Source organism: Zhongshania aliphaticivorans, assembly GCF_001586255.1.
GTDB lineage: Bacteria > Pseudomonadota > Gammaproteobacteria > Pseudomonadales > Spongiibacteraceae > Spongiibacter > Spongiibacter aliphaticivorans.
Window position 1 is genome coordinate 3,653,082 of record NZ_CP014544.1, and the last position, 25,775, is coordinate 3,678,856.

General features: G+C 51.8%; 27 protein-coding genes. 18 read left to right on the forward strand and 9 right to left on the reverse strand.

The features are described from left to right. Positions 1–6: 6 nt before the first annotated feature. On the reverse strand, positions 7–1,002 hold the full coding sequence (locus AZF00_RS16180; RefSeq protein WP_008252190.1) for a sulfotransferase domain-containing protein: 996 nt from the start codon (positions 1,000–1,002) through the stop codon (positions 7–9). A gap of 274 nt (positions 1,003–1,276) precedes the next feature. Here AZF00_RS16180 and AZF00_RS16185 point away from each other — a divergent pair, with 274 nt between their 5' ends. Next, the gene (locus tag AZF00_RS16185) at positions 1,277–1,948 is read left to right on the forward strand and encodes a MotA/TolQ/ExbB proton channel family protein (protein WP_008252192.1); all 672 of its coding nucleotides are present in this window, start codon (positions 1,277–1,279) and stop codon (positions 1,946–1,948) included. Between the two features lie 132 nt (positions 1,949–2,080). Here AZF00_RS16185 and AZF00_RS16190 read toward each other — a convergent pair whose 3' ends face one another. Then, a complete protein-coding gene (locus AZF00_RS16190; RefSeq protein ID WP_062384206.1) occupies positions 2,081–3,049 on the reverse strand; it encodes an IS30 family transposase in 969 nt (322 codons plus the stop codon). Positions 3,050–3,146: 97 nt separating this feature from the next. Here AZF00_RS16190 and AZF00_RS16195 point away from each other — a divergent pair, with 97 nt between their 5' ends. From AZF00_RS16195 to AZF00_RS16245, 12 genes are all read left to right on the forward strand, one after another. Beyond that, positions 3,147–3,473 carry an ExbD/TolR family protein gene (locus AZF00_RS16195; RefSeq protein WP_143829472.1) on the forward strand — a complete coding sequence of 109 codons (327 nt, stop codon included), beginning with the start codon at positions 3,147–3,149 and terminating at the stop codon, positions 3,471–3,473. After that, the gene (locus tag AZF00_RS16200) at positions 3,466–3,894 is read left to right on the forward strand and encodes an ExbD/TolR family protein (protein WP_008252195.1); all 429 of its coding nucleotides are present in this window, start codon (positions 3,466–3,468) and stop codon (positions 3,892–3,894) included. The genes AZF00_RS16195 and AZF00_RS16200 overlap by 8 nt, the downstream gene beginning before the upstream one ends. Next, on the forward strand, positions 3,894–4,760 hold the full coding sequence (locus AZF00_RS16205; RefSeq protein ID WP_008252196.1) for an energy transducer TonB: 867 nt from the start codon (positions 3,894–3,896) through the stop codon (positions 4,758–4,760). The genes AZF00_RS16200 and AZF00_RS16205 overlap by 1 nt, the downstream gene beginning before the upstream one ends. 2 nt (positions 4,761–4,762) lie before the next feature. Then, positions 4,763–5,773, forward strand: coding sequence for a TonB-dependent receptor (locus AZF00_RS19660; RefSeq protein WP_231856167.1), 1,011 nt, complete (start codon positions 4,763–4,765; stop codon positions 5,771–5,773). Continuing rightward, positions 5,774–7,090, forward strand: a complete 1,317-nt coding sequence (locus AZF00_RS19665; protein WP_231856168.1) for a TonB-dependent receptor — start codon at positions 5,774–5,776, stop codon at positions 7,088–7,090. 64 nt (positions 7,091–7,154) lie between these two features. Then, positions 7,155–8,243 carry an alpha-hydroxy acid oxidase gene (locus AZF00_RS16215; RefSeq protein WP_008252197.1) on the forward strand — a complete coding sequence of 363 codons (1,089 nt, stop codon included), beginning with the start codon at positions 7,155–7,157 and terminating at the stop codon, positions 8,241–8,243. Positions 8,244–8,251: 8 nt separating this feature from the next. Beyond that, on the forward strand, positions 8,252–8,932 hold the full coding sequence (locus tag AZF00_RS16220; RefSeq protein ID WP_008252198.1) for a Fe2+-dependent dioxygenase: 681 nt from the start codon (positions 8,252–8,254) through the stop codon (positions 8,930–8,932). Between the two features lie 195 nt (positions 8,933–9,127). Next, a complete protein-coding gene (gene minC / locus AZF00_RS16225) occupies positions 9,128–9,952 on the forward strand; it encodes a septum site-determining protein MinC (RefSeq protein WP_008252199.1) in 825 nt (274 codons plus the stop codon). A 45-nt stretch (positions 9,953–9,997) separates the two neighbouring features. Further along, entirely contained in the window at positions 9,998–10,813 is an 816-nt protein-coding gene (gene minD, locus AZF00_RS16230) for a septum site-determining protein MinD (RefSeq protein ID WP_008252200.1), read from the forward strand. Next, complete coding sequence (gene minE / locus AZF00_RS16235) at positions 10,810–11,061, forward strand: cell division topological specificity factor MinE (protein ID WP_008252201.1); 252 nt, start codon at positions 10,810–10,812, stop codon at positions 11,059–11,061. Before minD ends, minE begins: the two co-directional genes overlap by 4 nt. Before the next feature lie 78 nt (positions 11,062–11,139). Continuing rightward, the gene (locus AZF00_RS16240) at positions 11,140–11,751 is read left to right on the forward strand and encodes a hypothetical protein (protein WP_008252202.1); all 612 of its coding nucleotides are present in this window, start codon (positions 11,140–11,142) and stop codon (positions 11,749–11,751) included. Positions 11,752–11,759: 8 nt separating this feature from the next. Next, complete coding sequence (locus tag AZF00_RS16245) at positions 11,760–12,374, forward strand: hypothetical protein (RefSeq protein ID WP_008252204.1); 615 nt, start codon at positions 11,760–11,762, stop codon at positions 12,372–12,374. Positions 12,375–12,387: 13 nt separating this feature from the next. Here the strand turns inward: AZF00_RS16245 and modA are convergent, their stop codons facing one another. Together modA and AZF00_RS16255 are read right to left on the reverse strand one after the other, a co-directional pair. Continuing rightward, positions 12,388–13,140 carry a molybdate ABC transporter substrate-binding protein gene (gene modA / locus AZF00_RS16250; protein ID WP_008252206.1) on the reverse strand — a complete coding sequence of 251 codons (753 nt, stop codon included), beginning with the start codon at positions 13,138–13,140 and terminating at the stop codon, positions 12,388–12,390. A 3-nt stretch (positions 13,141–13,143) separates the two neighbouring features. Then, positions 13,144–13,593 (reverse strand): YaiI/YqxD family protein, encoded by a 450-nt coding sequence (locus tag AZF00_RS16255; protein ID WP_008252207.1) that lies wholly within the window; start codon positions 13,591–13,593, stop codon positions 13,144–13,146. Between the two features lie 183 nt (positions 13,594–13,776). On the opposite strand from AZF00_RS16255, the gene AZF00_RS16260 reads away from it, so the two are divergent. The 3 genes from AZF00_RS16260 to AZF00_RS16270 all read left to right on the forward strand — a co-directional run bounded on the left by AZF00_RS16260 (position 13,777) and on the right by AZF00_RS16270 (position 20,048). Further along, on the forward strand, positions 13,777–17,544 hold the full coding sequence (locus AZF00_RS16260; RefSeq protein WP_008252209.1) for a response regulator: 3,768 nt from the start codon (positions 13,777–13,779) through the stop codon (positions 17,542–17,544). Between the two features lie 58 nt (positions 17,545–17,602). After that, positions 17,603–18,781, forward strand: coding sequence for a methyltransferase (locus AZF00_RS16265; protein WP_008252211.1), 1,179 nt, complete (start codon positions 17,603–17,605; stop codon positions 18,779–18,781). Between the two features lie 76 nt (positions 18,782–18,857). After that, positions 18,858–20,048, forward strand: coding sequence for a class I SAM-dependent rRNA methyltransferase (locus AZF00_RS16270; protein ID WP_008252212.1), 1,191 nt, complete (start codon positions 18,858–18,860; stop codon positions 20,046–20,048). A gap of 23 nt (positions 20,049–20,071) precedes the next feature. Here AZF00_RS16270 and AZF00_RS16275 read toward each other — a convergent pair whose 3' ends face one another. Both AZF00_RS16275 and AZF00_RS16280 read right to left on the reverse strand, forming a co-directional pair. Further along, positions 20,072–20,617 carry an REP-associated tyrosine transposase gene (locus AZF00_RS16275; RefSeq protein ID WP_008252213.1) on the reverse strand — a complete coding sequence of 182 codons (546 nt, stop codon included), beginning with the start codon at positions 20,615–20,617 and terminating at the stop codon, positions 20,072–20,074. Positions 20,618–20,679: 62 nt separating this feature from the next. After that, complete coding sequence (locus tag AZF00_RS16280; protein ID WP_008252214.1) at positions 20,680–21,711, reverse strand: NADP(H)-dependent aldo-keto reductase; 1,032 nt, start codon at positions 21,709–21,711, stop codon at positions 20,680–20,682. 199 nt (positions 21,712–21,910) lie between these two features. Between AZF00_RS16280 and AZF00_RS16285 the strand changes: the two genes are divergently transcribed. After that, positions 21,911–22,348, forward strand: a complete 438-nt coding sequence (locus AZF00_RS16285; protein ID WP_008252215.1) for a MarR family winged helix-turn-helix transcriptional regulator — start codon at positions 21,911–21,913, stop codon at positions 22,346–22,348. 111 nt (positions 22,349–22,459) lie between these two features. Here the strand turns inward: AZF00_RS16285 and AZF00_RS16290 are convergent, their stop codons facing one another. Beyond that, positions 22,460–23,485 (reverse strand): IS630 family transposase, encoded by a 1,026-nt coding sequence (locus AZF00_RS16290; protein WP_062383594.1) that lies wholly within the window; start codon positions 23,483–23,485, stop codon positions 22,460–22,462. Positions 23,486–23,542: 57 nt separating this feature from the next. Between AZF00_RS16290 and AZF00_RS16295 the strand changes: the two genes are divergently transcribed. Beyond that, positions 23,543–24,202 (forward strand): siderophore-interacting protein, encoded by a 660-nt coding sequence (locus tag AZF00_RS16295; protein WP_156474870.1) that lies wholly within the window; start codon positions 23,543–23,545, stop codon positions 24,200–24,202. A 41-nt stretch (positions 24,203–24,243) separates the two neighbouring features. On the opposite strand, the gene AZF00_RS16300 is transcribed toward AZF00_RS16295, so the two are convergent. Together AZF00_RS16300 and AZF00_RS16305 are read right to left on the reverse strand one after the other, a co-directional pair. Beyond that, positions 24,244–25,284, reverse strand: coding sequence for a methyltransferase domain-containing protein (locus tag AZF00_RS16300; RefSeq protein ID WP_008252217.1), 1,041 nt, complete (start codon positions 25,282–25,284; stop codon positions 24,244–24,246). Between the two features lie 29 nt (positions 25,285–25,313). Beyond that, entirely contained in the window at positions 25,314–25,754 is a 441-nt protein-coding gene (locus tag AZF00_RS16305; protein WP_008252218.1) for a DUF2834 domain-containing protein, read from the reverse strand. Positions 25,755–25,775: the final 21 nt, after the last annotated feature.

A 25,775-nucleotide genomic window follows, 5' to 3' on the forward strand; every position in this document is an offset into this window, starting at 1 on the left:
TTCCAGCTAAGTAAGCGGATAACCGTAGCGCTCAAGAATATCCCCATAAAGCTCATTGAAGCGCGACTGCAATGCCGGTGTAAAATGCTGGCGCCACTGGCCGCTATTCACATTGCGGATATGGCCTTTTTTACCGCCCTTCTGCACCGCGCTATAGCGCTTAGCATAATATTTTCCCGCCACTCGCAATGCAAATGGCAACTCCATAAATGTCAGTAACTCATTGAATACAGCCGCTTCACACCCGAGAATGTCTTCATATTTAAAAAGCATTACACGCTCGTCTTCCAAAGGCCACCAGCGCATACTGTCGAAGTGATGACGTCGAAATTCTAGCTCGGCGAACAAGCCCTCTTCTACTGATGCGCTATTCAAATACTTACTAAGCGATTGCTCCTGTCCCAGCACTGCGGGTACCGCGCCGTTGACGATCTTCCAGTCAATATCGCGCGGCGCCGCCACATCGCACCAAGGTTCTGCGGAGCGCTTGTGATAAAAATAAGCCGACACCAATAAATCTCGCGGGTCACGAATAAAACGCACCACCCGAATATCGGAAAACCGCGATAGATCGATGGCATGTCCACTAAGCGAACTAATCGTGTGTTGCGCGCAGTTCTGATAAAACGCATCGCTTCTGTGGTAGTAGTGATTAAACGACGCGCCCTTTTTTAAGGGTGGCCGACAAATCTTTTTAAATACTTTTTTTGTGTATTCAGTCAGGCACTTATGGTATCCGCAGTAGGCGCGTACCGGTGTCGTAATCATCCGCGGTGCGGTATCCATGACCTCAACTTGCAGGCGATCGTCACGGCCACCGGCAATCATGCGATAGCGCTGGTCACCAACTGAAACCACATCGCCGATCTTGGCCGTGGCCGTAATAGGTAAAGAACCGCCGTTGCCCTGAACCCGCCCTGCTTTCACAGCATCAGCAAGTAAATCTCGGCTGACAACCCCAGAGTGATGGGCCAACAAATATTCATAACTCAATTTATCCACCCTTTATCCTCCATGATGTAAACCTGTAAACAGCGACATATTGCACCGCCCAAACCACGTTTTCTCTCACCGCTTAGATCAGCTTACTTGACAGGCTTACCAACAATTCAACTGTGCACCAAACCATTATTACCCATAGCAAATTTCACTCCAAGCATCCCCCCAAAACTGCAACTACGCAAAAATACGGCAAGACGATTGACAACAGACTCTACTTATATCTTAATGATAACCGTTCTCATTACGATTACTATTAAATATACTCGAGCCTACTATGTTGCAACTTCTTATTACCGGCGGCCCCGTTATTTGGCTGCTGTCGCTCTTTTCTCTTCTCGGCTTAACCGTGGCCAGTTATAAGGTGTGGCAGCTATTTGGCCAACTAAAACTCAATGACACCGCTGCACCTCGGGCATTTAAACTGCTTGAAGAAGGCAGAAAGCCCGAGGCCTTAATGCTGATCAACGGTCATCAAAATCCCAGCGCTAAGGCGCTGAGCCGCTGCCTACAGTTGTTTAGCAATAAATACCTCAGCTTGCAGCAGGCCCGCGATGAAGCTTACCGGGGTGCGCGCCTGCAAGCCGAGCAGCTCAGCAACCATCTCCGCATTTTAGAGGTGATCGCCACCCTCGCCCCGCTGCTCGGTCTACTCGGTACGGTACTGGGCATGATCGAGGCCTTTCGCGCCATGGAAGCGGCAGGTGAGCACGTGAACCCCGCGATTCTCTCTGGCGGCATTTGGCAGGCGCTACTCACCACCGCCGCAGGTTTGATTGTGGCAATTCCGATATCAGTGTTGCACAGCTGGCTTGAACGCTGCACTGAACGCCAGATCCAGTCTATTCAAAATACTATCGAATACGCCTTTACTCTGAATAGCCAAACCAATAGTCAAGTTAAAGGCCCAGCTCACTCGGCAGCCAAAGAAGCGAGTGAACTGGCGTGAGCGCAGCACTCTCTTTAACAAGCGCGCCGTCGCTGGGCACACCGCGGCGTAAAAATGCCGTTAGCCTCACCGCCTTAATTGATGTGGTCTTTATTCTATTAATCGCGGTTTCAAGTAATAACTGCAATCCATTCACGCAGCGAGTAAATCTTCTCGCCGCCCCATAAATAATTCATTGGGTGATCGGTGTCCACGACTGGCTCGTGGTCTAGCATTAAGTCGATCCATTACAAACTGAACCTGCTCATCCGTCACCTCATTAAAATCTGTTCCCTTTGGAAAGTACTGCCGTATCAATCCATTGGTGTTTTCATTAATGCCCCGCTCCCATGATGCATACGGGTGCGCAAAGTAAATGTCTGCGTCTAAACCTTCCGTAATGGCCTCGTGAGCGGCAAACTCAAGACCGTTGTCCAAGGTGATCGTTTTCACCTTATCCTTTATTTTGGCCATGCTGGTAATTGCAGCATCGGCGAGTAAGTCCGCTCGCTTGCCCGTTAATTTAACAATCACGGTATACAGCGTTTTGCGCTCTACCATCGTCAGTAATGCACCTTTACGCCCTTTACCTATAATGGTGTCACCCTCCCAATCACCAATGCGGTTACGTCTATCCACAACAGCTGGGCGATCATCAATGCTCACGCGATTCTTGATCTTGCCTCGCCGGTCATAAGTGCCATACCTTTTACGGTAGGGCTTGGAGGCAATTCTCATGTGCGTATACAAATCACCACCTTGGGCCTTGTCTGCATAGATAAGCTGATAGATCGTTTCATGGTGCAAGAACAAACCCTTGTGCCGCTCTAAATAATCTACCACTTGCTGAGGGCTTAGCTCCTGGCGCAATAAAGCCACTATCTGTAAAGCCACCGCCTCTGTTACCTTCCTCGCTTTATGTGCACCACGTCGCCGACCTACGGATAATCGCTCAGCTTGCTGTGGTCGGTAGCCTCGCAAACCACTATTGCGATTAAGCTCGCGGCTTATGGTGGATGGACTCCTATCTAATAAATCGGCTATTTCTTTTTGCGAATGACCTGCTTTCTTCAAAGTGTAAATCTGGTATCGTTCGTTTTCGGTCAGCTGGTAGTAGCTCATCAGTGCTTCATCTCTTGGTCGGGAAGAAGTACCGACTCTACCAGCTGGCCTCCTTCTTACCAATTGCACTTATTATCCGAAACCGCCAATGTTTTTTATGCTGACCTCCACTTTTACCAAAGAACAAAGCATCGAGCTAAAAAAATCGCAGGCAGTTTCAGCGTCAAGCAACGCGGCCATACCGCAATTGCTACTGGCCTACGAGGACGGCAGCTTCGCCTATTTCAATACCTCGTTGACCAAGCTCGGCAGCTTAGCGGAGCTCAACACCCTTGCCAGCCCTGAGCAAGTCGTAAACCTGTTACCCGCCGCTGAGTTGCGGGTACAGGACATTGTTAGCCTGTTAGAGCAATTAAGGTCTGCCGGTTTTATGCACGTCAGCTTGGGCGAGCCGCTACCAGAGGCAAGCAAGCGCGATGAATAGAAACCTTTTGCCCGCGGCAAAGAAAACGAGCGGCGACGAAAATTTAATCCCTTTGATTAATATTGTTTTTTTACTGCTGATTTTTTTCATGGTCGCGGGGCAATTTAAAACCGCGCAAAGCGGCGCGGTGCAATTGCCCAGTAGCAGCCAGAGCAAGGTCGAGAATAGCCAAGCCATCAAAATCATCATTAACCAACAAGGCGAAATATTTCTTAATCAAACAGCGGCTACATCGCAGGCGATCAGCCCACAAGCACTGGGCGAGTTTTTTAGCCAGCTGTCAAGCGCAGAGCCAACACAGGTTTCGCTGTATGCAGACCAAAACCTGAGCGCGGCGCAATTACACCTCGCGCTAGGCGCGATGGCTAACTACCCGCAGCTCAGCATTAACTTGCACACCCGCAACGGTGGCCAAGACTAATGCGCCAGCTCCCATGGATTATTGCCTTTGTATTTGCAGTTGGCGTACACGCCTCGCTGCTTTACCTCGCCGAGCAGTCACCGCGCCCAACACCGCTTATTGGCGCCGACGCCGAGGGCAGAGACGGATTAGAAATTGGCCTCGGCATGAGTGGTTCTTATGCCGACGTCGCCAAACACATCGCGCAGAGTAAGGTCGTGCCTGAGCCTAGCCCAGCGCCCAAGCCTAAACATCAGCCCGCGCCTAAATTAAAGCCCAAGCCCGCACCAGCTAAACCGCCGACCAAGCCGCAAGTAAAACCCGCAGAAAAAGCTGCGCAATTGCCGGAAAAAATCGCGACAAGTATCAGTGCGCCCACCGCGCAAGTAACAGCCGAGGCGGCAGTACACGGCTATCAAAGCGCCGTCGACACTTCAGCGAGCCGCCAAGCCAAGGCAGAAACAGCTAAGCCTGAGGAGGCTACAGCTCACCAAAACACGAGTCCCGACACCTCAACAAAAGCCATGGTTCGCGCCAGTGGCTCGGGCAAGCAGCGCAGCGCCGGCGGCAAGCAAGGAGACAGCAGCCACTATTTTAGCCGAGTCATGGCGCAGCTCAGTCACTACAAAACCTACCCGCCTGAGCTTAAAAAGCGCAAAACCCAAGGCGTGGTGACACTGAAATTCGGCATCCGCCGCAGCGGTGAGATTTTTGCCGCATCAATTAAAACCAGTTCTGGCCATGGCGCCCTCGACGACGCGGCGCTGCAAATGCTCGCCGACGCCTCACCGCTGCCGCCACTACCTGCAAGTATAAAAAAAGAAGAGATCCATCTCGTAATACCTATTGAGTACTCCCTAATCACCAATGACTTCCACGAGGATTAAACATGACACGGAAAACCACACTAAAACCGGCTAAGCTGACGACGACGCGCTTCAAGCCCAGAGCCAGCGCCCTAGCGCTAGGTATCCCCACACTGCTGATGGGCAGCGCCAGCTTCGCGCAAAGTGAAGATGCCTTTGTGCTCGATACGCTAAAAATCGAGGAGCGCACCCTCGACACCAACCCCTACACCGAAGCGGGCGCACCCTACAAAGCAAAAATTTCTGGTGACAGCCGCCATGTAAAAGATTTGGCCGACACCCCACAAACCATCAACGTACTGACCCAAACCCAGATTCAGGAATCCGGCAAATCAGATTTGCGTGATGTATTAGCTGCCCAACCCGGTATTACCCTTGGCACCGGTGAGAACGGCAATGCCTTTGGCGACCGCTATATTATTCGCGGCCATGAAGCCCGCAGCGATGTCTTTGTCGATGGCCTTCGCGACCCCGGCATGACCACTCGCGAAAGCTTTGCCACCGAGCAAGTCGAGATCACCAAGGGACCAAGCTCTACTTTTGCTGGCCGCGGCTCTACCGGCGGTGCGGTAAATAGTATTACCAAGCAAGCGAGTACCGAATACGACTTTAATAAAGTTAGCGGCGGTATTGGCACTGATAATTACCAGCGCCTGAGCCTCGACAGCAATAACTCAGTCAGCGACGATATCGCGCTGCGCGTCAACTTACTCTATTCCTTTAAAGACGTGCCCGACCGCGAGCCAGCGGATAAAAGCCGTCGCGGCTTTGCCGTCTCTGGCCTGTTTAAGGCCACAGAAAAGCTGCAATTACTTGGTGATGTCTACTACCTCAATGCTGAAGACAGCCCAGATTTAGGTACCTATATCGTTTCTGGTGGCGGCAAACCGGTTGACGATTTTCCAGTCTATTTACAAGACCAAGATTTTCTAAAATCAACGGTTAGCGTCGCCACCTTGCGCGCCAAATACGACATTAGCGATAGCAGCCGTATTGAAAACGCCCTGCGCTACGGCACCACCGACAACGGCTAAGTGACCACCGGCGCGCGGGGTACCAATCGCGACGCCACCGACCCCGACGCTCCCGGCGCGGCAACCGCGTCGCTTAGCACCCATCAAGGTTGGCAAGAAGTAGAATACCTTGTTAACCAGTTTAATTTCTTTAAAGACATGGATATTGCTGGCAAGAAAAACCAACTGGTCTTTGGTGTTGAGCTGTCTAAACACAATGTCGTTAATGGCGTGTATAACGTTACCAACAATGGCACCAGTAATTGTGTTGTCAGCGGTCGCGGCGGCGCAGGTCCCGGCTATTGCACCACCGATGCCAATGGCAATACCCCTAGCAATATAAACACCATCATGGGTCGCAGTATTACTAAGGGCGCGCAAGACTCAGACTACAATATTGAAACTATCTCGCTGTCGTTGATGGACACCATTGAGCTGAGTGAAGACTGGTCTTTATTCACCGGCATTCGCTTAGATGATTTCGACTACGACAATACCGTTGATAGCCGCGGCACCATTTTAGATTTTAAATATTCCGACAGCCTGTGGAACGGCCATATTGGCGCGGTATACCAAATTAATGACGACGCCAATGTTTACCTAACCTACAGCACCTCGGCCAATATCAACGGCGGCGAGTCTGATGTTGGCGGTAACTGTGGTTATGGTGGCTTGTGTGGCGACCCAGAACAGGCCGCGAACAGCGAACCGGAAATGACCGCCAATATTGAGCTTGGCACCAAATGGAATATTCTCAATGACAAGCTCCTGGCCACCGCAGCGATTTTCCAAATCACCAAAAGTGATGTTATGGAAAGCGTCGGCGACGACTACGCCACCCTCGGCACCTTGAACACCGGTAAAAACCGCGTACAGGGCATTGAGTTTTCCTTGGTTGGCAATATCAGCAGCAAACTCAGCACCCAGTTCGGCGCCAGCTTTATGGAATCGGAAATTCTCGAATCTTATAATACCGACTCCGAAGGCAAGGTGCTGAGTAACTTCGCCGACGACAGCGTGTTTCTGCAGTTGCGCTACCAAGCCAGCCCCAAATTTTCTTTTGGCGGCACACTGACTTACTCTAGCGAACTGTACGCTGGTCAGCCCGACTCCGCAGCTGGCTTTAGCAGTACAACGGGCGAGTACTCTTACGAAGTGCCGAGCTATACCGTGTTCGACGCCTTTGCCAGCTACCAGTTTAGCGAGCAGCTTAAGGCGCGGGTAAACATTGGCAATGTCACTGATGAAGACTACTACCTTGCGGCCTACCGCAGCGGTGCCTTCACCTATATTGGCGAAGCCCGCAACGCCCACCTCAGCGTGGACTACGAGTTCTAAGCTCGCCCTGCGCTGTGCTCATAGAGTATGAGCACAGCGCGCTTATCCATTACGGAATACAGTGATGAAATACACCCCGCCCTTGCAAAATATCCCCGCAGATATTGTCTGCCTTGATGACTACCAGCGTTACGCTAAAGAATTTCTCGCCCACGACATTTACGAATACATTGCCGCAGGCGTTGCCGACGAACACACCCTTCATCGCAATCGCAGCGCCTTTGCCAATATTGAATTAAAGCCGCGCTTGCTGCGCGACTTCAGCAGCGCGTCTACCCGAACCACCCTGCTTGGCCACGACTTGGCCCACCCTTTTTTACTGGCGCCGCTGGGCTATCAGCAGCTCTGCCACGCCAGTGGCGAACTCGCCACCGCAATAGCGGCAGATGCCATGGACACCGCCATGGTCGTCAGCACACTGGCCACCGCCAGCCTCGAAGACATTGCCGCGCAAACCGATGCGCCAAAATGGTTTCAACTGTATTTTCAGCCCCAGCGCGCCGACACATCGACTCTTATTGCGCGGGCTGAAGCCGCAGGCTATACCGCGATCGTGGTCACCGTCGATGCGCCACTGAGCGGCCTGCGCAATCGCGCCCAGCGCGCGGGCTTCCAGATACCACCGGAAATTGAAGCGGTGAATATTTCGCCCGCACAAAAGTTAACAGGACAAAATTCCATTCTCCAGCAACTCATGGCGCTGGCGCCCCAGTGGCAAGACCTCGCGTGGCTAAAGCAACAGACCCAACTCCCCATCATTATTAAAGGCGTAATCAACCCCGACGACGCCGTGCAGCTTGCCGACATGGGTATGGACGGCATTATTGTGTCTAATCACGGCGGTCGCTGCCTAGACGGCCTACCCGCCAGCATCGACGCTCTGCCTGCCATTCGCGATGCGCTGGGCAGTGATTTCCCGATTTTATTAGACAGCGGTATTCGCCGCGGCAGCGACATCATTAAAGCCATTGCCCTGGGCGCCAACGCGGTACTCATTGGCCGTCCCCAAGCCTTTGCCTTGGCGGTTGCCGGTGCCTTGGGCGTTGCTCACATGTTACGTTTATTAAAAGAAGAACTCGAAATCACTATGGCGCTGTGCGGCTGCGCGCAAATAGCCGATATTAATCGCGACTGCCTTTTTACGCCCCGCTGAGGATCACTATGCTCACTGTTATCAATAATTTTCTGAGCGCGAGCGAGTTAGCGCATTTTCGCCAAACGCTCGACGGCGCCAACTGGCAAGACGGTGCCCGCAGCGCTGGCCAACTTGCCGCGCCACTCAAAACCAATTTGCAGTTAGATGACAGCAGTGCAGCAGCCCGCCGTTTGGTAACAAGCCTCAGCGCCAAATTAAGTCAGCACCCGCTGTTCATCAGCGCCGCGCTGCCCGACAAAATTTACCCGCCCAAATTTAATTGCTACCAAAACGATGGCCACTACGGCCAGCATATCGACAGCGCGATTATGCGGCTTGCCGACGGCAGCAGTCTGCGCAGCGATCTGTCTGCGACCTTATTCCTGTCCCAAGCCCAAGACTACGAGGGCGGCGAACTCTGCGTTGAGATCGGCGGCTGCCTGCAAGAAATTAAACTCGACGCTGGGGATATGATCCTCTACCCCGCCAACTGCCTGCACGAAGTTAAACCAGTGCCAAAGGGCCAACGCCTTGCCGCGTTTTTTTGGGTGCAAAGTCTGATCCGCAGCCATCAGCAACGCCAGCAACTGTTTGAGCTGGATCAAAGCATTCAGGCTTTAACAATAAAACTGGGCAGTGACGACGAAGAGGTGCGGCGCCTATCGGCGCTGTACCATAATTTATTGCGGGAGTGGGCCTACGCCTGAGCAATTTTCTAGCTACCAATATACTGAATCACGCGTAAAATCAGCGAAGTACCAACAAGTCGGCGCTAAACCCATAAAAACAGTTGAACAATCGTGGCGATGCCTTACTCTAAGAGGCTGAAATTTTGAATACCCATAGCCTACTCCAAGACGCGCCGCGCGTACTGGGGGTTTAGCCACACCTAGGAAAGCAGATTGCCACGTTTAAAGCCGACAGCTAGCGATAATCAAGTCACCACCGCCACCTTTCGTTTGAAGGGCGGCTTATTCCCCCTCACACTATTGGAAATCAGCCGCTTTGACGCGGTGGATTTTGAGCAGCAACTGCGCGAAAAGGCCGCCACCGCGCCGGGCTTTTTTAAGCAAACTCCGGTGGTACTGAGTTTTGATGATTTTGTCGGGGACTTAGACACCCTGCCCCTAGCCGACATTCTGGCCATATGCCGCAGCCAGGGGCTATTACCAGTAGCTCTGCGCAGCGGTGTCGAAAGCTTAGCGCAACAGGCGCCGGTCTTGAGCTTAGCGATTATGCCCGCGACCCGGGTTAAACCGGCGCCGGAACCTTTAGTAGAAACCGAGCCCAGCGCGGCAACGGAAGCCAGCACCGCCGAAATAAGCCAAGATGAACCGGCCGCGCCAGCGTCTGTGCAATTAGAGCTAAGCCCCTCTAGCCACATTGAAATCAATCGTAACCCCAGTAAAATCATTACCACGCCAATCCGCTCTGGCCAGCAGGTATACGCCCCCGGTGGCGACCTGATTATTATGGCAGCAGTTTCAGCGGGTGCCGAGGTACTGGCCGACGGCAATATACATGTTTACGGTGCCCTGCGCGGCCGCGCCCTAGCGGGCGTAAAAGGCGATCTCAGTGCGCGAATTTTCTGTCAAAGCCTAGAGGCGGAGCTGGTTTCCATTGCGGGTACCTTCAAGGTAGATGAAGATTTACGCAACGAACACTGGAAAACCGCGGTCCAAATCGGCCGAGACGAGCAATCACTGTGCATTACGCCACTCGTTTAATGCCAAACCACTTACACTCATCATGCCCTAAAAAGGATTAGACCCTTGGCCAAGATAATAGTAGTTACCTCAGGAAAAGGCGGCGTGGGTAAAACCACGACCAGCGCTGCGATCAGCAGCGGCATTGCCATGCGCGGCCACAAAACCGCCGTTATCGATTTTGATATAGGCCTGCGCAACCTCGACATTATTATGAATTGTGAGCGCCGCGTGGTGTACGATTTTGTTAATGTCATCAATGGCGAGGCCAAGCTACGCCAAGCCCTGATTAAAGATAAACGCGCCGAGAATCTCTATATTCTGCCCGCCTCGCAAACCCGCGACAAAGACGCCCTAACCATTGACGGTGTTGAGCGGGTGCTAAAAGAACTGGCAGATGACGGTTTTGAATATATTATTTGCGACTCCCCTGCGGGTATTGAACATGGCGCGTTTATGGCGATGTACTTCGCCGATATGGCCATAGTCGTCGCCAACCCCGAAGTGTCCTCGGTGCGAGACTCCGACCGCATTTTGGGCATACTGCAAAGTAAGTCGCGCCGCGCCGAGCAAGGTGAGCGCGTCGAAGAATGCTTACTGCTAACGCGCTACAACCCAGAGCGCGTTGAAAAGGGCGAGATGCTCGGCGTTAAAGACGTAGAAGAAATTCTGGCCACCAAATTACTGGGCGTTATCCCCGAGTCAGAAACCGTACTCAAGGCATCTAACCAAGGCATACCGGTGATTCACGACACCGAGAGCCCCGCTGGCCAAGCCTATTCCGACGCCGTAGCGCGAATTCTTGGCGAAGAAGTGGAACACCGCTTCATGAGCGTTGAACAAAAGGGCCTATTTCAGCGACTGTTCCGGAGGAGCGCATGAGCATATTCGACTACTTCCGCAACAGTAAAAAAGCCACGGCGTCTATTGCCAAAGAGCGCCTGCAAATTATTGTCGCCCACGAGCGCAATCAACGCAGCCAGCCCGATTACCTGCCAAAATTGCAGCAGGAGCTGCTCGACGTGATTCGCAAATACGTCGACGTAGACCAAGATCAGGTTGAAGTTCAGCTCGACAACAACGGTAACTGCTCGGTATTAGAATTGAATATTGTGCTGCCAGATCGCTAATTAGCACCGTATTATTCTAGGAGCCATTGGCGGGGAGCCCCCGCCAATGCGAAGGGATTCTCAGCTCTAGCGATTGTTATGGACCTTAAAGACTATTTCAGTTTCACGGCTATTGCCCTGACGTTTATTGGCTTTGCCCCCTATATTCGCGGCATCCATCGCGGCACAGTCCACGCCCATGTGTTCTCGTGGGTGATCTGGGGCATCACCACTATTATCGTGTTTTTTGCCCAACTCGATGCCGACGGCGGCCGTGGCGCTTGGCCCATCGGCGTGTCTGGCACCATCACCCTCTATATTGCGCTGCTTGCGTATCAACGGCGCGGCGATACCAAAATCACCCGCAGCGACTGGCTATTCTTTTGCGCCGCACTGTCTTCGCTACCCATTTGGTATATTAGCGCTGACCCAGTATTTGCGGTCATAGTTCTCACCACTGTCGACCTCCTCGGCTTTGCCCCAACCCTGCGCAAGGCATACCACCAGCCCTACGCCGAAAGCCTGACATTTTTCGGCTTGTTCGCCCTGCGCAATGGCTTGGTCGTGTTAGCGCTGGCCAGCTATTCACTCACCACGCTCTTATTTCCAGTCGCCGTTGGGATTGCCTGCTTGTTCTTGATAATATTGGTGTTGTTTCGTCGGCGTTTTTTACGACTCAACGCCGCCCCAAGCAACGACTTGCCCAACTGAGTTTTACTATGCGCGTATATTTTGCCTGCCTAATACTATTTTTCCTGCCCGCACTGGCTGGCGCCTCGTCTTGCGAAGACAGCGATATTTACACCGAAACCTTACTAACAAGTGCTATTGCGCACCTGCTCGATACCTACGGTGCCGACGCGGTTAAACAACCAGTAGAAAAGTGCAGCTCCGGCCCCGGCGCCATTTGGCGTTTGGCCTTAGCCGCGCACGAGGAAGATGAACATTTCCGATATTACCGCGTGGTTAGCTGCACACCGTCCAAAGAAAAGCAGGCAAACAGCACCTTGCAATGCCAGAGCCACGATGCCAGACGGCTTAAGTATCACGACCAATTGATCGACACATCAAACGACGGCGACCCAATTGAACTCATTCACGCACTCGATTGTTTTAACGAAGCACTGCGCGCAGGGAACATCAAAATTAGTAAGTACAACGCGCTGTTAGACACTAACTTAAGCATCCCACTGACGAGCAGCCAAGACATCAGCGCCATCACCGCGCAGCCGCAGTTTAAACGCTTTACCGTAAAGGCCCTGGAAAATCGTTACCGCTTTAGTGTGGAGTTAGACAAGGAGTTTGGCTGTTTCATTGAGCCACTGCGCAGCTAGTCCGCCCGCCGCGCTAGTCTGCCAATAAATAGCCCGATTCAACAATAAGTTGGCGAATTTGCTCACTTTGTATAAAACGCATCAAGGCCACGGCCGCAGGTTTTTCCGCCGCTGAGGTCAGCAGCACAGCGTCTTGGCGGATCGGGCTATGCATGGCGGTGGGCACCGACCACTGCGAACCGACATCACTCAATCCTGAATCGCGCAGCTGCGACAAGGCGACTAGCCCCAAATCTGCGCTACCGGTTGCGACAAACTGAAACGTTTGGGCAATATTCTCGCCTTTCACCATTTTAGTTCCTAGCCGTTCATAACAAGCAAGCCGCTGTAAAACCTCAACCGCCGCCTCACCGTATGGTGCCAGCAGCGGGTTGGCGATGGCCAGCATTCGGAAATTTCCGCTACTGAGAATATTCGGGCTATTATCGATTAAGCTCGGATTGGTCGACCACAGCACTAAACGACCCAGCGCATAGCTAAACTGCGAGTCCGCCACCGCCAAACCCTTGGCCACCAGTGCCGCTGGCTTGCTCTGGTCAGCCGACAGAAACACATCAAAGGGCGCGCCGTGGCTTATTTGGGCGTAAATTTTGCCCGACGAGGACACGGCCATTTCGACGTGGTGGCCACTTTCTAGCTCAAATAAGCGGGCGATCTCCCGCATTGGCCCAGCAAAATTAGCGGCCAGCGCTACCCGCACAGTATCGGCCTGCAAAGCGCCGCAAAACGACAGCAGAACAGCAAAGGCCAGCAATGAACGCCGCATAATTTAACTCCGCAACCGGCTTAAGTAGCGATCTAATTGATTGGCAAAGGTCTGTTTGTCTTGCTGCGAAAAAGGTGCCGCGCCACCGCTGTGCACACCCGACGAGCGCATGGTATCCATAAAGTCACGCATATTCAGTTTGGCGCGAATATTGTCTTTATCAAACAGTTCGCCCCGCGGAGTAAGTGCTAGCACGCCTTTTTCGATCACTTCAGCGGCAAGGGGTATATCGCTGGTAATCACTAAATCACCGGACTCCGCCCGACGGACAATTTCATTGTCGGCGACGTCAAACCCGCTGCTCACCTGCACCGAAGTGATATTCGCCGCCGCAGGCACCCGTATAGCTTGATTAGCGATCAAGGTCAGGGCCACCCCAGTGCGCTCTGCCGCACGGAATAACATATCTCGAATCACTACTGGACACGCGTCCGCGTCTACCCACACTGTCATTACCGCCACCCCACGACTATTGAGTCGCTATTATCAAACGAATGCCCAACAAAGAACACCGCGCTATTCAGCAAGATAAGACCTAGGGGAAGTACGAATATTGCGCTGGCCGCTAACAATCTATGATGAAGCTAATTATTACGTCCTGTCTAGGCACCACCAAAGGCCGAAGAGACCCAGTCCATGCCACCTACGCCCGCCAATGACCATCAGCGCGACACTAAATCTAGCGAAGTGGATCAATTCCATCGTCGCCAATTCGCCAGGCTTAAATGGCTGCAGCGCGGCGCCTTATTGATCGCAGCGGTAACATTGCTAGCAGGCGGCTTTTACATAGATTATCTGAACAACAAAAATCACAAATGGTTGTTCCGCAATAATATGCAAAACCAGCTCAACTTGACGGCGAGTAAACTAGAGGGGCTAATTCGCGCGAATTTACAAACCTCAAAAGGCATGATTTCAGCCGTGCGGGCCAATCCTAACTTAAACGAAGCCGATTTTGCTTTTTTTGCGGCACCGCTGTTCGATGGCAATGTCCAGCTGAAAAATATTACCGCCACCCAAGACCTTAAAATCAAGTTTGTTTACCCCTTGGCAGGCAACGAAAAAACACTCAATTTCGATTTCAGAGATCGCCCTGATCAGCTCAGTGACTTGTTACGCGCCAGAGAAAGTGGCGAGGTCGTTCTGTCTGGGCCATTCACCTTAATTCAGGGTGGCCAAGGTATTGTCGCGCGCATTCCCGTTTTTGTGCCAAAAGCGGGTGGCCAGCCAGACGAGCTTTGGGGAACCATTTCGGCAGTCATTGATTTAAACCAGCTCTACACCACGATCGGCCTCTACGCTACGGATTTGCCCATAAACATCGCGATCCGCAAAACAAGCCCTCAAACCGACACTGAAACCACGCCGTTCTTAGGTAGTTCCGCCGCATTTACCTCGGCGGCGCGGCCCGTTATTACAGCTATTTCGCTGCCCTCTAACGAAGCTTGGGAACTCGCTGGCGTACCTAAAAATGGCTGGCCGCACAAGGCCGACAACGCCACCGGCCTGCGTATTTTACTCAGCCTCGCGGGCGCTTGTATCTACGCTTTATTTATGACCGTATGTCGCCTGCTGAGTCGTCGTCAGCGCCACAACTTATTGCTGCACAGTCTGTTTGATATGGCCCCCATCGGCATTGCTTTAAGTGACTTTAATACCGGCGAGTTTTTGCAGGTTAACAACGCCTTGTTGAGCAGCACCGGCTACTCAAGAGAAGATTTTAACGCGCTAAATTACTGGCAAATCACCGCGAGTAGTGCAGAGGAAGTCGAACAACATCAGCTGCGTTCCTTACAAAAAACCGGGCGCTACGGCCCCTACGAACGCGACTACATTCGCAAAGATGGCAGCAAATTTCCCGTTCTCTTAAATGGCGTTTTAATTCAAGACAACAGCGGCCAATCTTTTGTCTGGTCAATTATCGAAGATATCTCTGCCCAGAAAAAAGCCAGCGATATTGTTCAGCGTCAAGAATCACTGATGCGCTCAATGGGCTCCCAGGCAAGAGTTGGCGCGTGGGAATTTATGGTAACCAGCAACAAGCTTTACTGGTCGACAATGACCCGTAAAATTTTCCGCGCCGACGACAACTTCATTCCCGTTGCTGCGCAAATACACAACTTTGCGAGTAGCGACGAAGACCTTAGCCGCTTCAGAATGTCTGTAAAAGAGGCCATCAGCAAAGGTATCCCCTTTAGCGATGAGCTAAAAGTGATCACCGCAACCGGCCGCGAAACGTGGGTACATATTACCGGACAAGCTGAGTTCAGTAACAAAAGGTGCATCCGCTTATACGGCTCAGTGCAGGACATTGACAGTCGCCGCAAAGCCCGAGACGAACTGATTTTGGCCAAAGAGCAAGCAGAGGCTGCAGTAAGAGCCAAAAGTGAGTTTTTGGCGGTAATGAGCCACGAGATCCGCACACCAATGAACGGCGTGCTAGGCATGCTCAATCTCTTAGAAAGCACCCCGCTAAATCAAGATCAAGGCCACAAAATTCATATTGCGAAAAGCAGCGCACGTTCCTTACTCAGTTTAATTGATGATATTTTGGATTTTTCCAAAGTTGATGCCGGAAAATTGCAACTGGAAACCATTGAGTTTGATTTGCGCCAAGCCCTCGACGAGTTTGCCGAAAGCCTTGCCCATTACGCCCACGACAAGGGCTTAGAATTAGTGGTTGATCTCAGCGCAGTTCCGCTTGGCAGTGTCGTTGGCGACCCCTCCAGACTTCGCCAAATTGTAACCAACCTTCTGGCCAATGCCATTAAGTTTACCGAGCACGGTTCGGTAATTTTACGCGCCAGCCTGCGTGAAGAGAGCCATGGCTTAACCTTGAGCTGCGCCATTATTGACAGCGGCATTGGTGTTGCAGAAGAAGACCTCGGCAAATTGTTTTCGCCATTCTCACAAATAGACAGCAGCACCACTCGAAAATACGGCGGCTCAGGCTTAGGCCTATCTATCTGTAGCAAGCTTTGTGAGCTCATGGGCGGCAGTATTCTGGCCACCAGCAGCGTCGACGAGGGCAGTACTTTCAGTTTCACGGTGCATTTAAAACCAAGTACCACCCTGCCGGAACCCGCCCCTGAGCTCAACGGCCGCTATGTCGTTATTATCGACGGCAACGTCAGCTTTAGACACAGCTGCCGCCGCCAACTGGAAAGCTGGGGCGCCACCGTTATTGACGGCGACGATGCGCAAACCGCGATGCGTTCACTCGCAACACAGTCGACGCTACTAAAGCGCTGCGACCTTGTGCTACTCAATGAACAAGTTGCCGACGGTAACGCCAATGCGATGGCAGCGCAGCTGCGCCAACACCCAGCGTTTCAACACGCCGCCATTGCAGTACTTGGCACCAATTTTGAAAAATTGGCTCAGCCTCTTGACGAGCAATACATCAATGCTCGGTATTTAAAGCCGCTGGCCAGCAAGGATCTGATTGCCGCCCTGATATTAACAAATCACGACAAATTACGGCATCAGCCACCCATGCTGACTAAGCAAGATGCCACATCGCTCAGCTCAACAAACAGCCACACCGCGCCAGCGCTTATTGGCCACAAAATATTACTCGCCGAAGACAACCCCATCAACCAAGAGGTTAGTCGTTGCATGCTCGACGAGCTAGGTATCTCGGTAGACATTGCTAACGACGGAATTATGGCTCTGCAAATGCTGTGTAATAGCGACAGCCAAAACCCCTATTCCTTAATTCTAATGGATTGCCAAATGCCCAAAATGGATGGCTATGTTGTCAGCCGTCGGATTCGCAATGGCGGCGCAGGCGACAGCTATCGAGAAATCCCCATCATTGCACTAACTGCTAACGCCATGAGTGGCGACAAGGAGAAATGTATTAACGCCGGTATGAACGACTATCTCAGCAAGCCCATGGAAGCCGCTGACCTACGCGAAAAACTCACGCAGTGGCTACAAAGCGGGTCTCAGAATTCCGCTAGTGTCGAGTCAGCAACAGCTCAGCCTGTCCGCCAAGAGGGAGCCTCAAGCAATGGGCCGGAAATCTGGATAGCCGCCAAAGCATTAGAAAGCGCCATGGGCCGCAAAGACACCCTGCGCAAACTGCTGGAAATGTTCATTAGCCAACTCGACACCCAATTGAGCGACTTTGCCCAAGCAGTTCAATATGAGGACAACGCTAAAGTGAAGGACATTGCTCACGCAATAAAAGGCAGCGCCGGGCAGCTGCATGGTCGCCGCTTACAACTCAGCGCCTCAGCACTCGAACATGCCGACCAACATTGTAGCGCCGAGCAACGGCACGAATTACAAGACCACTTTGTCGCAGAGTGCCAAGCGTTAAAAGCTTGCTTCAGCGCTTACCTTCAAGATCAAGACACCGATCTAAAGCCCGTGAAGCGCCCCCATCCAGTGAGCTAAAGAAAAGTGCGAAGTCGGCGTAGACCGCTATAATAGCCATATTTCTTTACGAGATTTTATGGACTTCGCCCGCCGCGCTTCACGCCTCGATTCCTTACTATTGCGCCACCAGCCCTGGTGGCGTTTTAATGCCTACGCTGGCGCCGCAGCAACACATCTCGACAATCACAAGTCCCTACGCGATTACCTGCACAGCCTCAGCCCCGCCGAAATTCACAATTTACAAGGAGACGATCAGGGCCTACTCACCGCCTTGCGCCCGCATTTTGAACCTGCCACCGAACTTGCCGAGCTCATCAACATCACGCCCGCAGGGCCACCACTAAACCCGCAAGAACCCCCTAAAGGCATACCCGGACGCAAATGGCAGCAAATCCATGCCTTTATTGCCGCGCATACCAATATGCACCGCCCCATTCTTGAATGGTGTGCTGGCAAGGGCTATTTAGGCGAAGCCATTAGCCAGCACTACCAGCTGCCCGTCACCGCATTGGAAATAGACCCGCAACTGGTTGCGGCAGGCAATGCCCGCGCCAAAGGCGATTCACCACTGCGCCAAATCATTCGCTGTGACGTTATGAGCAACGACGTCCACCAGCAGCTCACTCCAGCACAGCACCTTGTTGCCCTTCACGCCTGCGGTGGCTTACACCAACGTTTGCTCCGCCTCGCGGTAGCGCACAACAGCCCCCAGCTCAGCTTAGCGCCCTGTTGCTACCACCGATTTAATGACACTTACACGGTCTTGTCGCAGCAGTTCAAAAACTCAGCACTGCATATTTCCAGCAATGACCTACGCTCCGCGGTACGGCAAACCAATACCGCGCGTCACGGTGAAATTTCCGCGCGCAGAACCCTTCAAGCCTGGCATTTAGGGCTGCGCGAGCTCCTTCCCGTGCTTGGCGCGGACAAAAGCACCGCCCTACCCAGCCTGCCCCAGCACTGGAGTAAACGCAGTTTTGCCGAGTTTGCTCAAGCTCAACTCGACCATAAAAACATACGCCATGCGCTGCCTGGCGGTTTAGCCGATTTCGAGCAGACTGGCTGGCAGCAACTGCACCGCGCAGAAGCCATCGACTTACTGCGCATGGCGTTTCGCCGCGCCCTTGAGCTGCGCTGCGTACTCGACAGCCTGTTATACCTGCAGGAGCACGGTTACCAGTGCAGCCTCAGCGAGTTTTGCAGCGCTTCGCTGAGCCCGCGCAACTTACTCATTCAGGCGCAGAAAAGCCCATAAAGCTGAAAAGTTTCACCTCGCATCCGATATCGACGATAATGCCCCCCGAATTCATCGCCCTGCCCAGGAAAACACTATGAGCCTCCAACGCCTACGCCTCGCCAAAAATGAAGACAAACGTCTGCGCAGCGGCCATTTGTGGATTTACAGCAACGAAGTCGACACCAACGCGACGCCGCTGCGCAATTTTGCCGCCGGTGAGCAAGTCATCGTTGAGAACCAACAGGGCAAGGTAATGGGCGTTGCCTACGTCAACCCACAGTCATTGATCTGCGCACGCATGATGACCAACGACGAGCGCCCAGTTGACCTGAACACCCTCAAAAAGCGTATTAAATCGGCGCTAGCCCTGCGCGAGCAATTATTTGACCAGCCCTGCTACCGACTCATTTATGGCGAAAGCGATTTGCTGCCGGGTCTGGTAGTCGACCGCTTTGGAGACCACCTCTGCGTACAGCTCAATACTGCCGGTATGGACGCCATGCGCGATGTTGTTATAGAAGCCCTGGTCAGAATGTTGCAGCCCGTTTCCATATTGCTGCGCAATGATGCCGCCGTTCGCAAACTAGAAGGCCTGCCATTAGAAGTCGTAACCGCCTACGGCGAAGTGCCCGACGAAGTTGAGCTCATTGAGAACGGCGTGCGCTTTTTAGCGCCACTGGCCGCCGGACAAAAAACCGGCTGGTTTTACGACCAGCGCCCAAATCGCGAATGGCTGCGCAATATTGTTCCCGGCAAACGGGTATTGGATGTATTTAGCTATGTTGGTAGCTTTGGTGTCCAGGCCGCGGTGTTTGGCGCCGACGATGTGTGGTGCGCAGACATATCAGAAAACGCACTCGACATGGTGCACAAAAACGCGGAACTTAATGGCGTGGCCGACAAGCTCAGCACCGTGCAAGGCGATGCATTCACTACCCTGAAATCACTAAAAGAAGCCGACGAGCGCTTTGACGTGATCATCGTCGACCCACCGGCTTTTATAAAACGTAAAAAAGATCAGAAAGAAGGCATTCTGGCGTATCGGCGTATTAATGAAATGGCCATGCGTTTGCTCAATGACGGCGGCTTTTTAATTTCCGGATCATGCTCTATGCATATGCCAAGAGAAGAACTGCTGGATCTGGTGCGGGCCTCCGCGCGGCACATCGACCGCCACGCGCAAATTCTTGCTGAAGGTATGCAGGGTATGGACCATCCTGTTCACGCTGCTATTCCAGAAACGCGCTATCTCAAAGCGGTGTTAAGTCGTATTTCTCGAGTGTAAACTCGCTGCAGTGGAGCGGCCAGCTAAGGCCGCCCCACCGATTCAGTTACCTCCAGCACAAGCTCTTCCTCTGGCCCTGCACACCAGTCTGCCGGTAGCAGTCGATTTCGCACGTAACGATGAAAGCTCGAATAAGGCCAATCGGCTAAGCGCTCAACCAGCCCGAGTTTAAGTGGTGCACGGTGGACAAAATCGATATAGCGCTGTAAGTCCCGCTGATTTTCAATTTGATATTCATAGTATTTGCGCAGCCACACACTGGGTTGACGACGCTGCAATCTATTGCGGCTGCGAATTTCCCGAAGTGGCAGGTAAGTTATAAACAAAGCTTTAAATTGCGACCACCGCGCGCCGCTATTGTCATCGCCTGGGGGTAAACGCCAGATGCAGTGCACCTGCTCTGGCAAAACCACCATGGCAATAATATCAAAGGGCTGGCTGTCTCGAACCGCATTGAGTGCGAGCCGCAGTGAATCGATATTACGCGTCAAGGTTTGACGATGTTTTTTGTGCAAGCTTTGTGAAAAAAAATAAACTTTCCCTTCGATTTGAGCAATGGAAACAGGCATAGTTTGTCCTCCCTGACAGCCCCCATTTTATTATTTTTATTTATACTGCCGACACCACATAATTATGGCGCTGGATTGGCGATACGCTGATGAATATCGGCAATACCCTTCAATACCTCATCGCTTAAACACACGTCAATACTGGCAATATTCTCTTTTAGCTGCGCCATGGTCGTCGCACCAATAATATTGCTGGTGACAAAGCGCTGCTGATTAATAAACGCCAAACTCATTTGCGCTGGCGATAAACCGTGTTGTTCGGCCAGAGCAATATATTGCTCTGTCGCCACGTCTGCCTGGGGGTTGCTGTAGCGTTTAAAGCGCTCGAATAAAGTAATGCGACCATCTGCGGGGCGAGCGCCGTGGCGGTATTTACCACTCAACATGCCAAAGGCAAGGGGTGAGTACGCCAGCAAACCGACTTGCTCTCGAATAGCCATTTCGGCCAAGCCAATCTCAAAGCTGCGATTCAGCAGACTATAGGGATTTTGGATACTGGCTATTCGCGGCAATCCATATTGCTCAGCCAAGCGCAGGTAACTCATCAGGCCCCACGGCGTTTCATTGCTAATACCAATGGCGCGAACCTGCCCGGCCTCCACTAACTCGGCGAGGGCTTCTAAGATTTCATGAATCGCCGGTTCGGCATCGCCGTCAGTGTGCTGATACCCAAGTTTTCCAAAGAAATTAGTCGCGCGATTTGGCCAATGAATTTGATATAAATCGATATAATCGGTTTGCAGACGCTGCAAATTACCCTCAAAGGCTGACAATATTGCGGTGCGATCCAGAGGCTTGGCATCGCGAATATGGGCATGACCGGGGCCAGAAGCCTTGCTCGCCAGAATAATGTCTTTGCGCTTGCCGGTTTGCCGAAACCATTCGCCAATGTATTGCTCGGTAAGGCCCTGAGTTTCGGGAATGGGCGGCACTGGATACATCTCTGCGGTATCAAAAAAATTAACGCCCTGCGACACCGCGTAATCCATTTGCTCAAAGGCTTGATCCTGAGTATTTTGCTGCCCCCAGGTCATTGTGCCTAAGCAAATCTCGCTCACGCTAATGCCGGTTTTTCCCAGTTCACGCATTTTCATATTCACCCTCCTAGTCAACTTATAAGCGCAGTGCCGTTGTTGCCATTCTTCACCATAGTGTACGGCAATTCCATCCGAAATTAACACGCAATAAACCGCCAGATTTAAAACTACGGTATTGCGCATGCCGCCACATTAGTTGACGTAGTCAACTATTTTAAATATAATTGATAAAGTCAACTACACTAAGAGCATCATCATGCCAGCACAAGCGATTAACGAGCTACTCCACAGCCTCAGCCACAACTATAAAACGGCGCTGCGCACCAGTATTAAAAATCAACATATCCCATTGCCCATCACTCATATACGCGCGCTCAAAGGTATTTACCGCAACGCAAATTGCACTGCGCAATCAATCGCGCAGCGCATGCAGCGCGATAAAGCGCAAATAACCCGCGTGTTGAACGAGTTACTGGAGGACGGCTACATCAGCAAAATCGCCAACCCTGAAGATCGCCGGAGCCAACTGCTTCGCTTAAGCGCCAAAGGCAAAGAAATCGTCACCCAGCTTAACGCCATTGAACGCACGGCTAATAAGGCCATGACGGCTAACCTTAGCAATGAAGATATGCACGCATTTATCCGCATCGCAAATATCATGGTGGACAATCTCGCCGCCAATACCGCGCAATGAAAGGAATATTCCCATGAGTAAACCTGCACCGATAAGCCTTGAAGTCATTCGCACCAAGAAACTTAGCTCGCATATGCTCAGAGTTATTAACCCGGCGGATTTTGGTATCTGTTATGCGGCATAACGAATTTTCTCGTGCTTAAAATATTTGCGGACACGATGTGGCTTCCGTTGCAGCATACGCATGTGCTTCGATACCTTCTGTTTGAGTTGCTCTTTATTGCGTGCGGGCTGCCCACTATGCACACCACCCTTGAGGTCACAATTCAAATACTCGTCAGGATTTAGTTCTGGCGAATAAGCTGGCAGATAAAATACCTGAATCATTTTTTTGTGCGCCTCTAACCATTCTTTTACCGGCTTGGCATGATGCACCCGCAGATTATCCAGAATCAAAAACACTTTGCGCTTCGCATCTTTGAGCAATCGCATCATGAAATCAATCAGTCTATCCGCATTCATGTTGCCTTCAAATATCTGGTATCTTACTTTGCCCTGATTGGTCACTGCTGAAATCATGTTGCACGATTCACGCTTGGCATTTAGACGAATCACTGGGGTCTTTCCTTTGGGCGCATAGCCCCGCTCATGCTGGCAGTCGTTACGCAGACCAGTCTCATCGCCCCAGTAAATCTCGGCATTTTGCTGCTTCGCTTGCACTTTTATCGCCGGATATTCTTCCTCTAGCCATGCTTTCACTTCCGGCGCGCGTTGTTCATACGCACGCTTTTGTGGCTTCTGCGGTGTCATGCCCCAGCGCTTTAGGTAATCGCCAACGGTGCGTACGGGTAGCGCCAGCCCATAGCAATTAAGGATCAGTTCGCGAACCGATTCCCGCGTCCACAACGCATAGGGCATTTTTAATTGATCCGGCGTTTTGTCGATCAGCACCGATTCAATATGCTGTTCCTGTTCAGCCGTTAACCGCCGCCCACTACCGGCTTTTCGCCCCGGCTTATCGTATCCTAGTTGATTCTTGTCGCGCTTTAACCAACGACCAATCGTATCCGCGTGAATGCCCACTATTTCGCCAATCTCGGCTCTCGTCATTCCGCGTTTCCGAAGTCGATGCGCCTGTCGACGTTTTTCTTCAAGAACTTCTAAGGATAATTTTCTTGCATCAATTTTTTCGTCCATTCGCGCATTATATCAGATACTTTTGATCGCCGGGTTAATACCTTGGGCGGCGCGGGTATGGCCCGCTTTCCCGACAAGCAAGAGAGCGCTTATATAAAACTTATTTTCCCGCAGGAAAACGGTACACGGCCGCTGATGCGGACTTACACCGTCAGACACCAACGCCACCAAGAAATTGACGTCGACTTCGTTATTCACGAGGCCAGCGGCCCGGCGTCCACGTGGGCGCGTTCGGCTCAAGTTGGCGATAAAATATTAGTCGGTGGCCCCGGCCCTAAAAAGCTCTTAAACACCGATGCAGATTGGTTTCTCTTGGTCGGCGACATGACAGCATTACCGGCTATAAGCGTTAACATTTCGCAGTTGCCCACCCACGCGCGCGGCTACGTCGTTATTGAAATACTCGACAACAGCGACATACAGGATCTGACGGTGCCAGAAAACATTGACCTGCACTGGCTGCTTAATCCGCACCCAGACCCAAGCGGCGAAACACTAGGCCGCTACGTTGAAAACTTGAATTGGTTGCCAGGGAAAGTATCAGCGTGGGTGGCAAGTGAGTTCAGCTCAATGCAAAAATTGCGGAAGTACCTAAAGCAAACTCGGTTACTGAACAAAGAGCAGCTGTATATCTCAAGCTACTGGAAAATAGGCAATGACGAAGATCAGCACAAGACAGAGAAACGACAAGATGCTCAACAGCGTGAGACGACATAATCGCCGTCTCACGCATGTGCAGATTTATAAAGCGTTAACGATTAGCAGCAGGGCGCACCATCGGCGCCAAACAGAGTGCTATCAAAGGGCAGACCTACTCCGCAGCCTTCGAAAATGCCAAAGTGTTTGTTGAAATCGCCGATAAAATCAAAGTGTCCGGCAAAGCGACTGTCGTGCAGCATACGCCAGGTATTTCCACAGACGGGGAATATTTTCCCAGCCTGAATATCGTGGTGTTTATCCAACACAAAGCGGTGCGGGCTATTTTCTATACTGCCTCGGTAAATGACCGCTTGGCCGTAGTCCTCACAATCACTCTCTAAAGCATCTAAATTAAACAAGCGGTACGTTGCCGAATAAAACTTTATGTTTCCGCAGCGTTCAGCAAGTATCGGATCGGTTATTTCCAAAGGGCGATCTTCCACTAAACGGGAGTCGATAAAGCCTTGGCGTTTAGCCAGTTGGATAAAATCATTCCAGTACAGCGCCCCACCCAAGCACTCGCCATACAAAACCGGGTCATTTTTGACCGATTCAGGTATGCGCCTATCTGCGTATACATCTGAGAAGTAAAACTCGCCGCCGGGCTTGAGTAAGCGCTTGACGCTGCGCAGCACGGCATCTTTGTCTGGCGATAAATTAATAACACAGTTAGACACCACCACGTCAAAACTACCGGTTTCCAAATCCAATTCATCTAGCTTTTCTATAAATCCTTTTAAAAAGCGCACATTTTGAAAACCAAATTTTTCAGCATGGTAGTCTTTATACTCCTCGGCAATCGCGAGCTGTTCGTCGGTCATATCAACCCCGACGACTTCACCACTTGCACCGACCATTTGCGCTAGGGCATAGACGTCGCGACCGCTGCCGCAGCCCAAATCCAGCACGCGACAGCCCTCTAACAGCGGGGGACAAACCAAGCCGCAGCCGTAGTAGCGCGACAAGACCTCGCCATGAATATTGCTCAGCAGTGGCTTTAGCCACTCCGGCATCGCAGTGAAATCGCAGCAGGCGGTGGTTTTTAAATCTGCCGAGCTTTGCAGTTGTTTGCCGTAATAATCTTGTACGAGGTCGTGCATGACGTCTCCCAATTAAACAAACAAAGCCGTTACAGTATCGCGAACGCGGCGAATAGGCTGATCAAAAATAATGCGAGTAAAGTGATCACATCAACCACCTTAATTTTATAGCCGGTAAAGCCTTTGTCCGTCGCGGCCACCCGCAGTTCTCTTGCGGCCAGAAACAAAGGAAATGCAACGCTAATCGCAATTACGATCCCCGCGATAACGTAAACATAAACATATTTAACACCGATACGCCGCGCTTCGATAAATATCCACACATTGCAGGCAAACGCTAAAAACAAAACATCTATCGTTAAAAACTTACCGGCGGGGTTCGCATTAAAGAGTGCGTCCTTCCAAAACTGAATATTCGCATCGGCAAAGCCATTGCCTAAATAAGCGGGCACATGGACCCAGGTCATCAGTAGCGCCACAAAGCCCGTTAGTAAATATACCGCCACTAAAACTTTAGTTTTCAATTCCATGTTCGCTCCTTTTTATTGTTA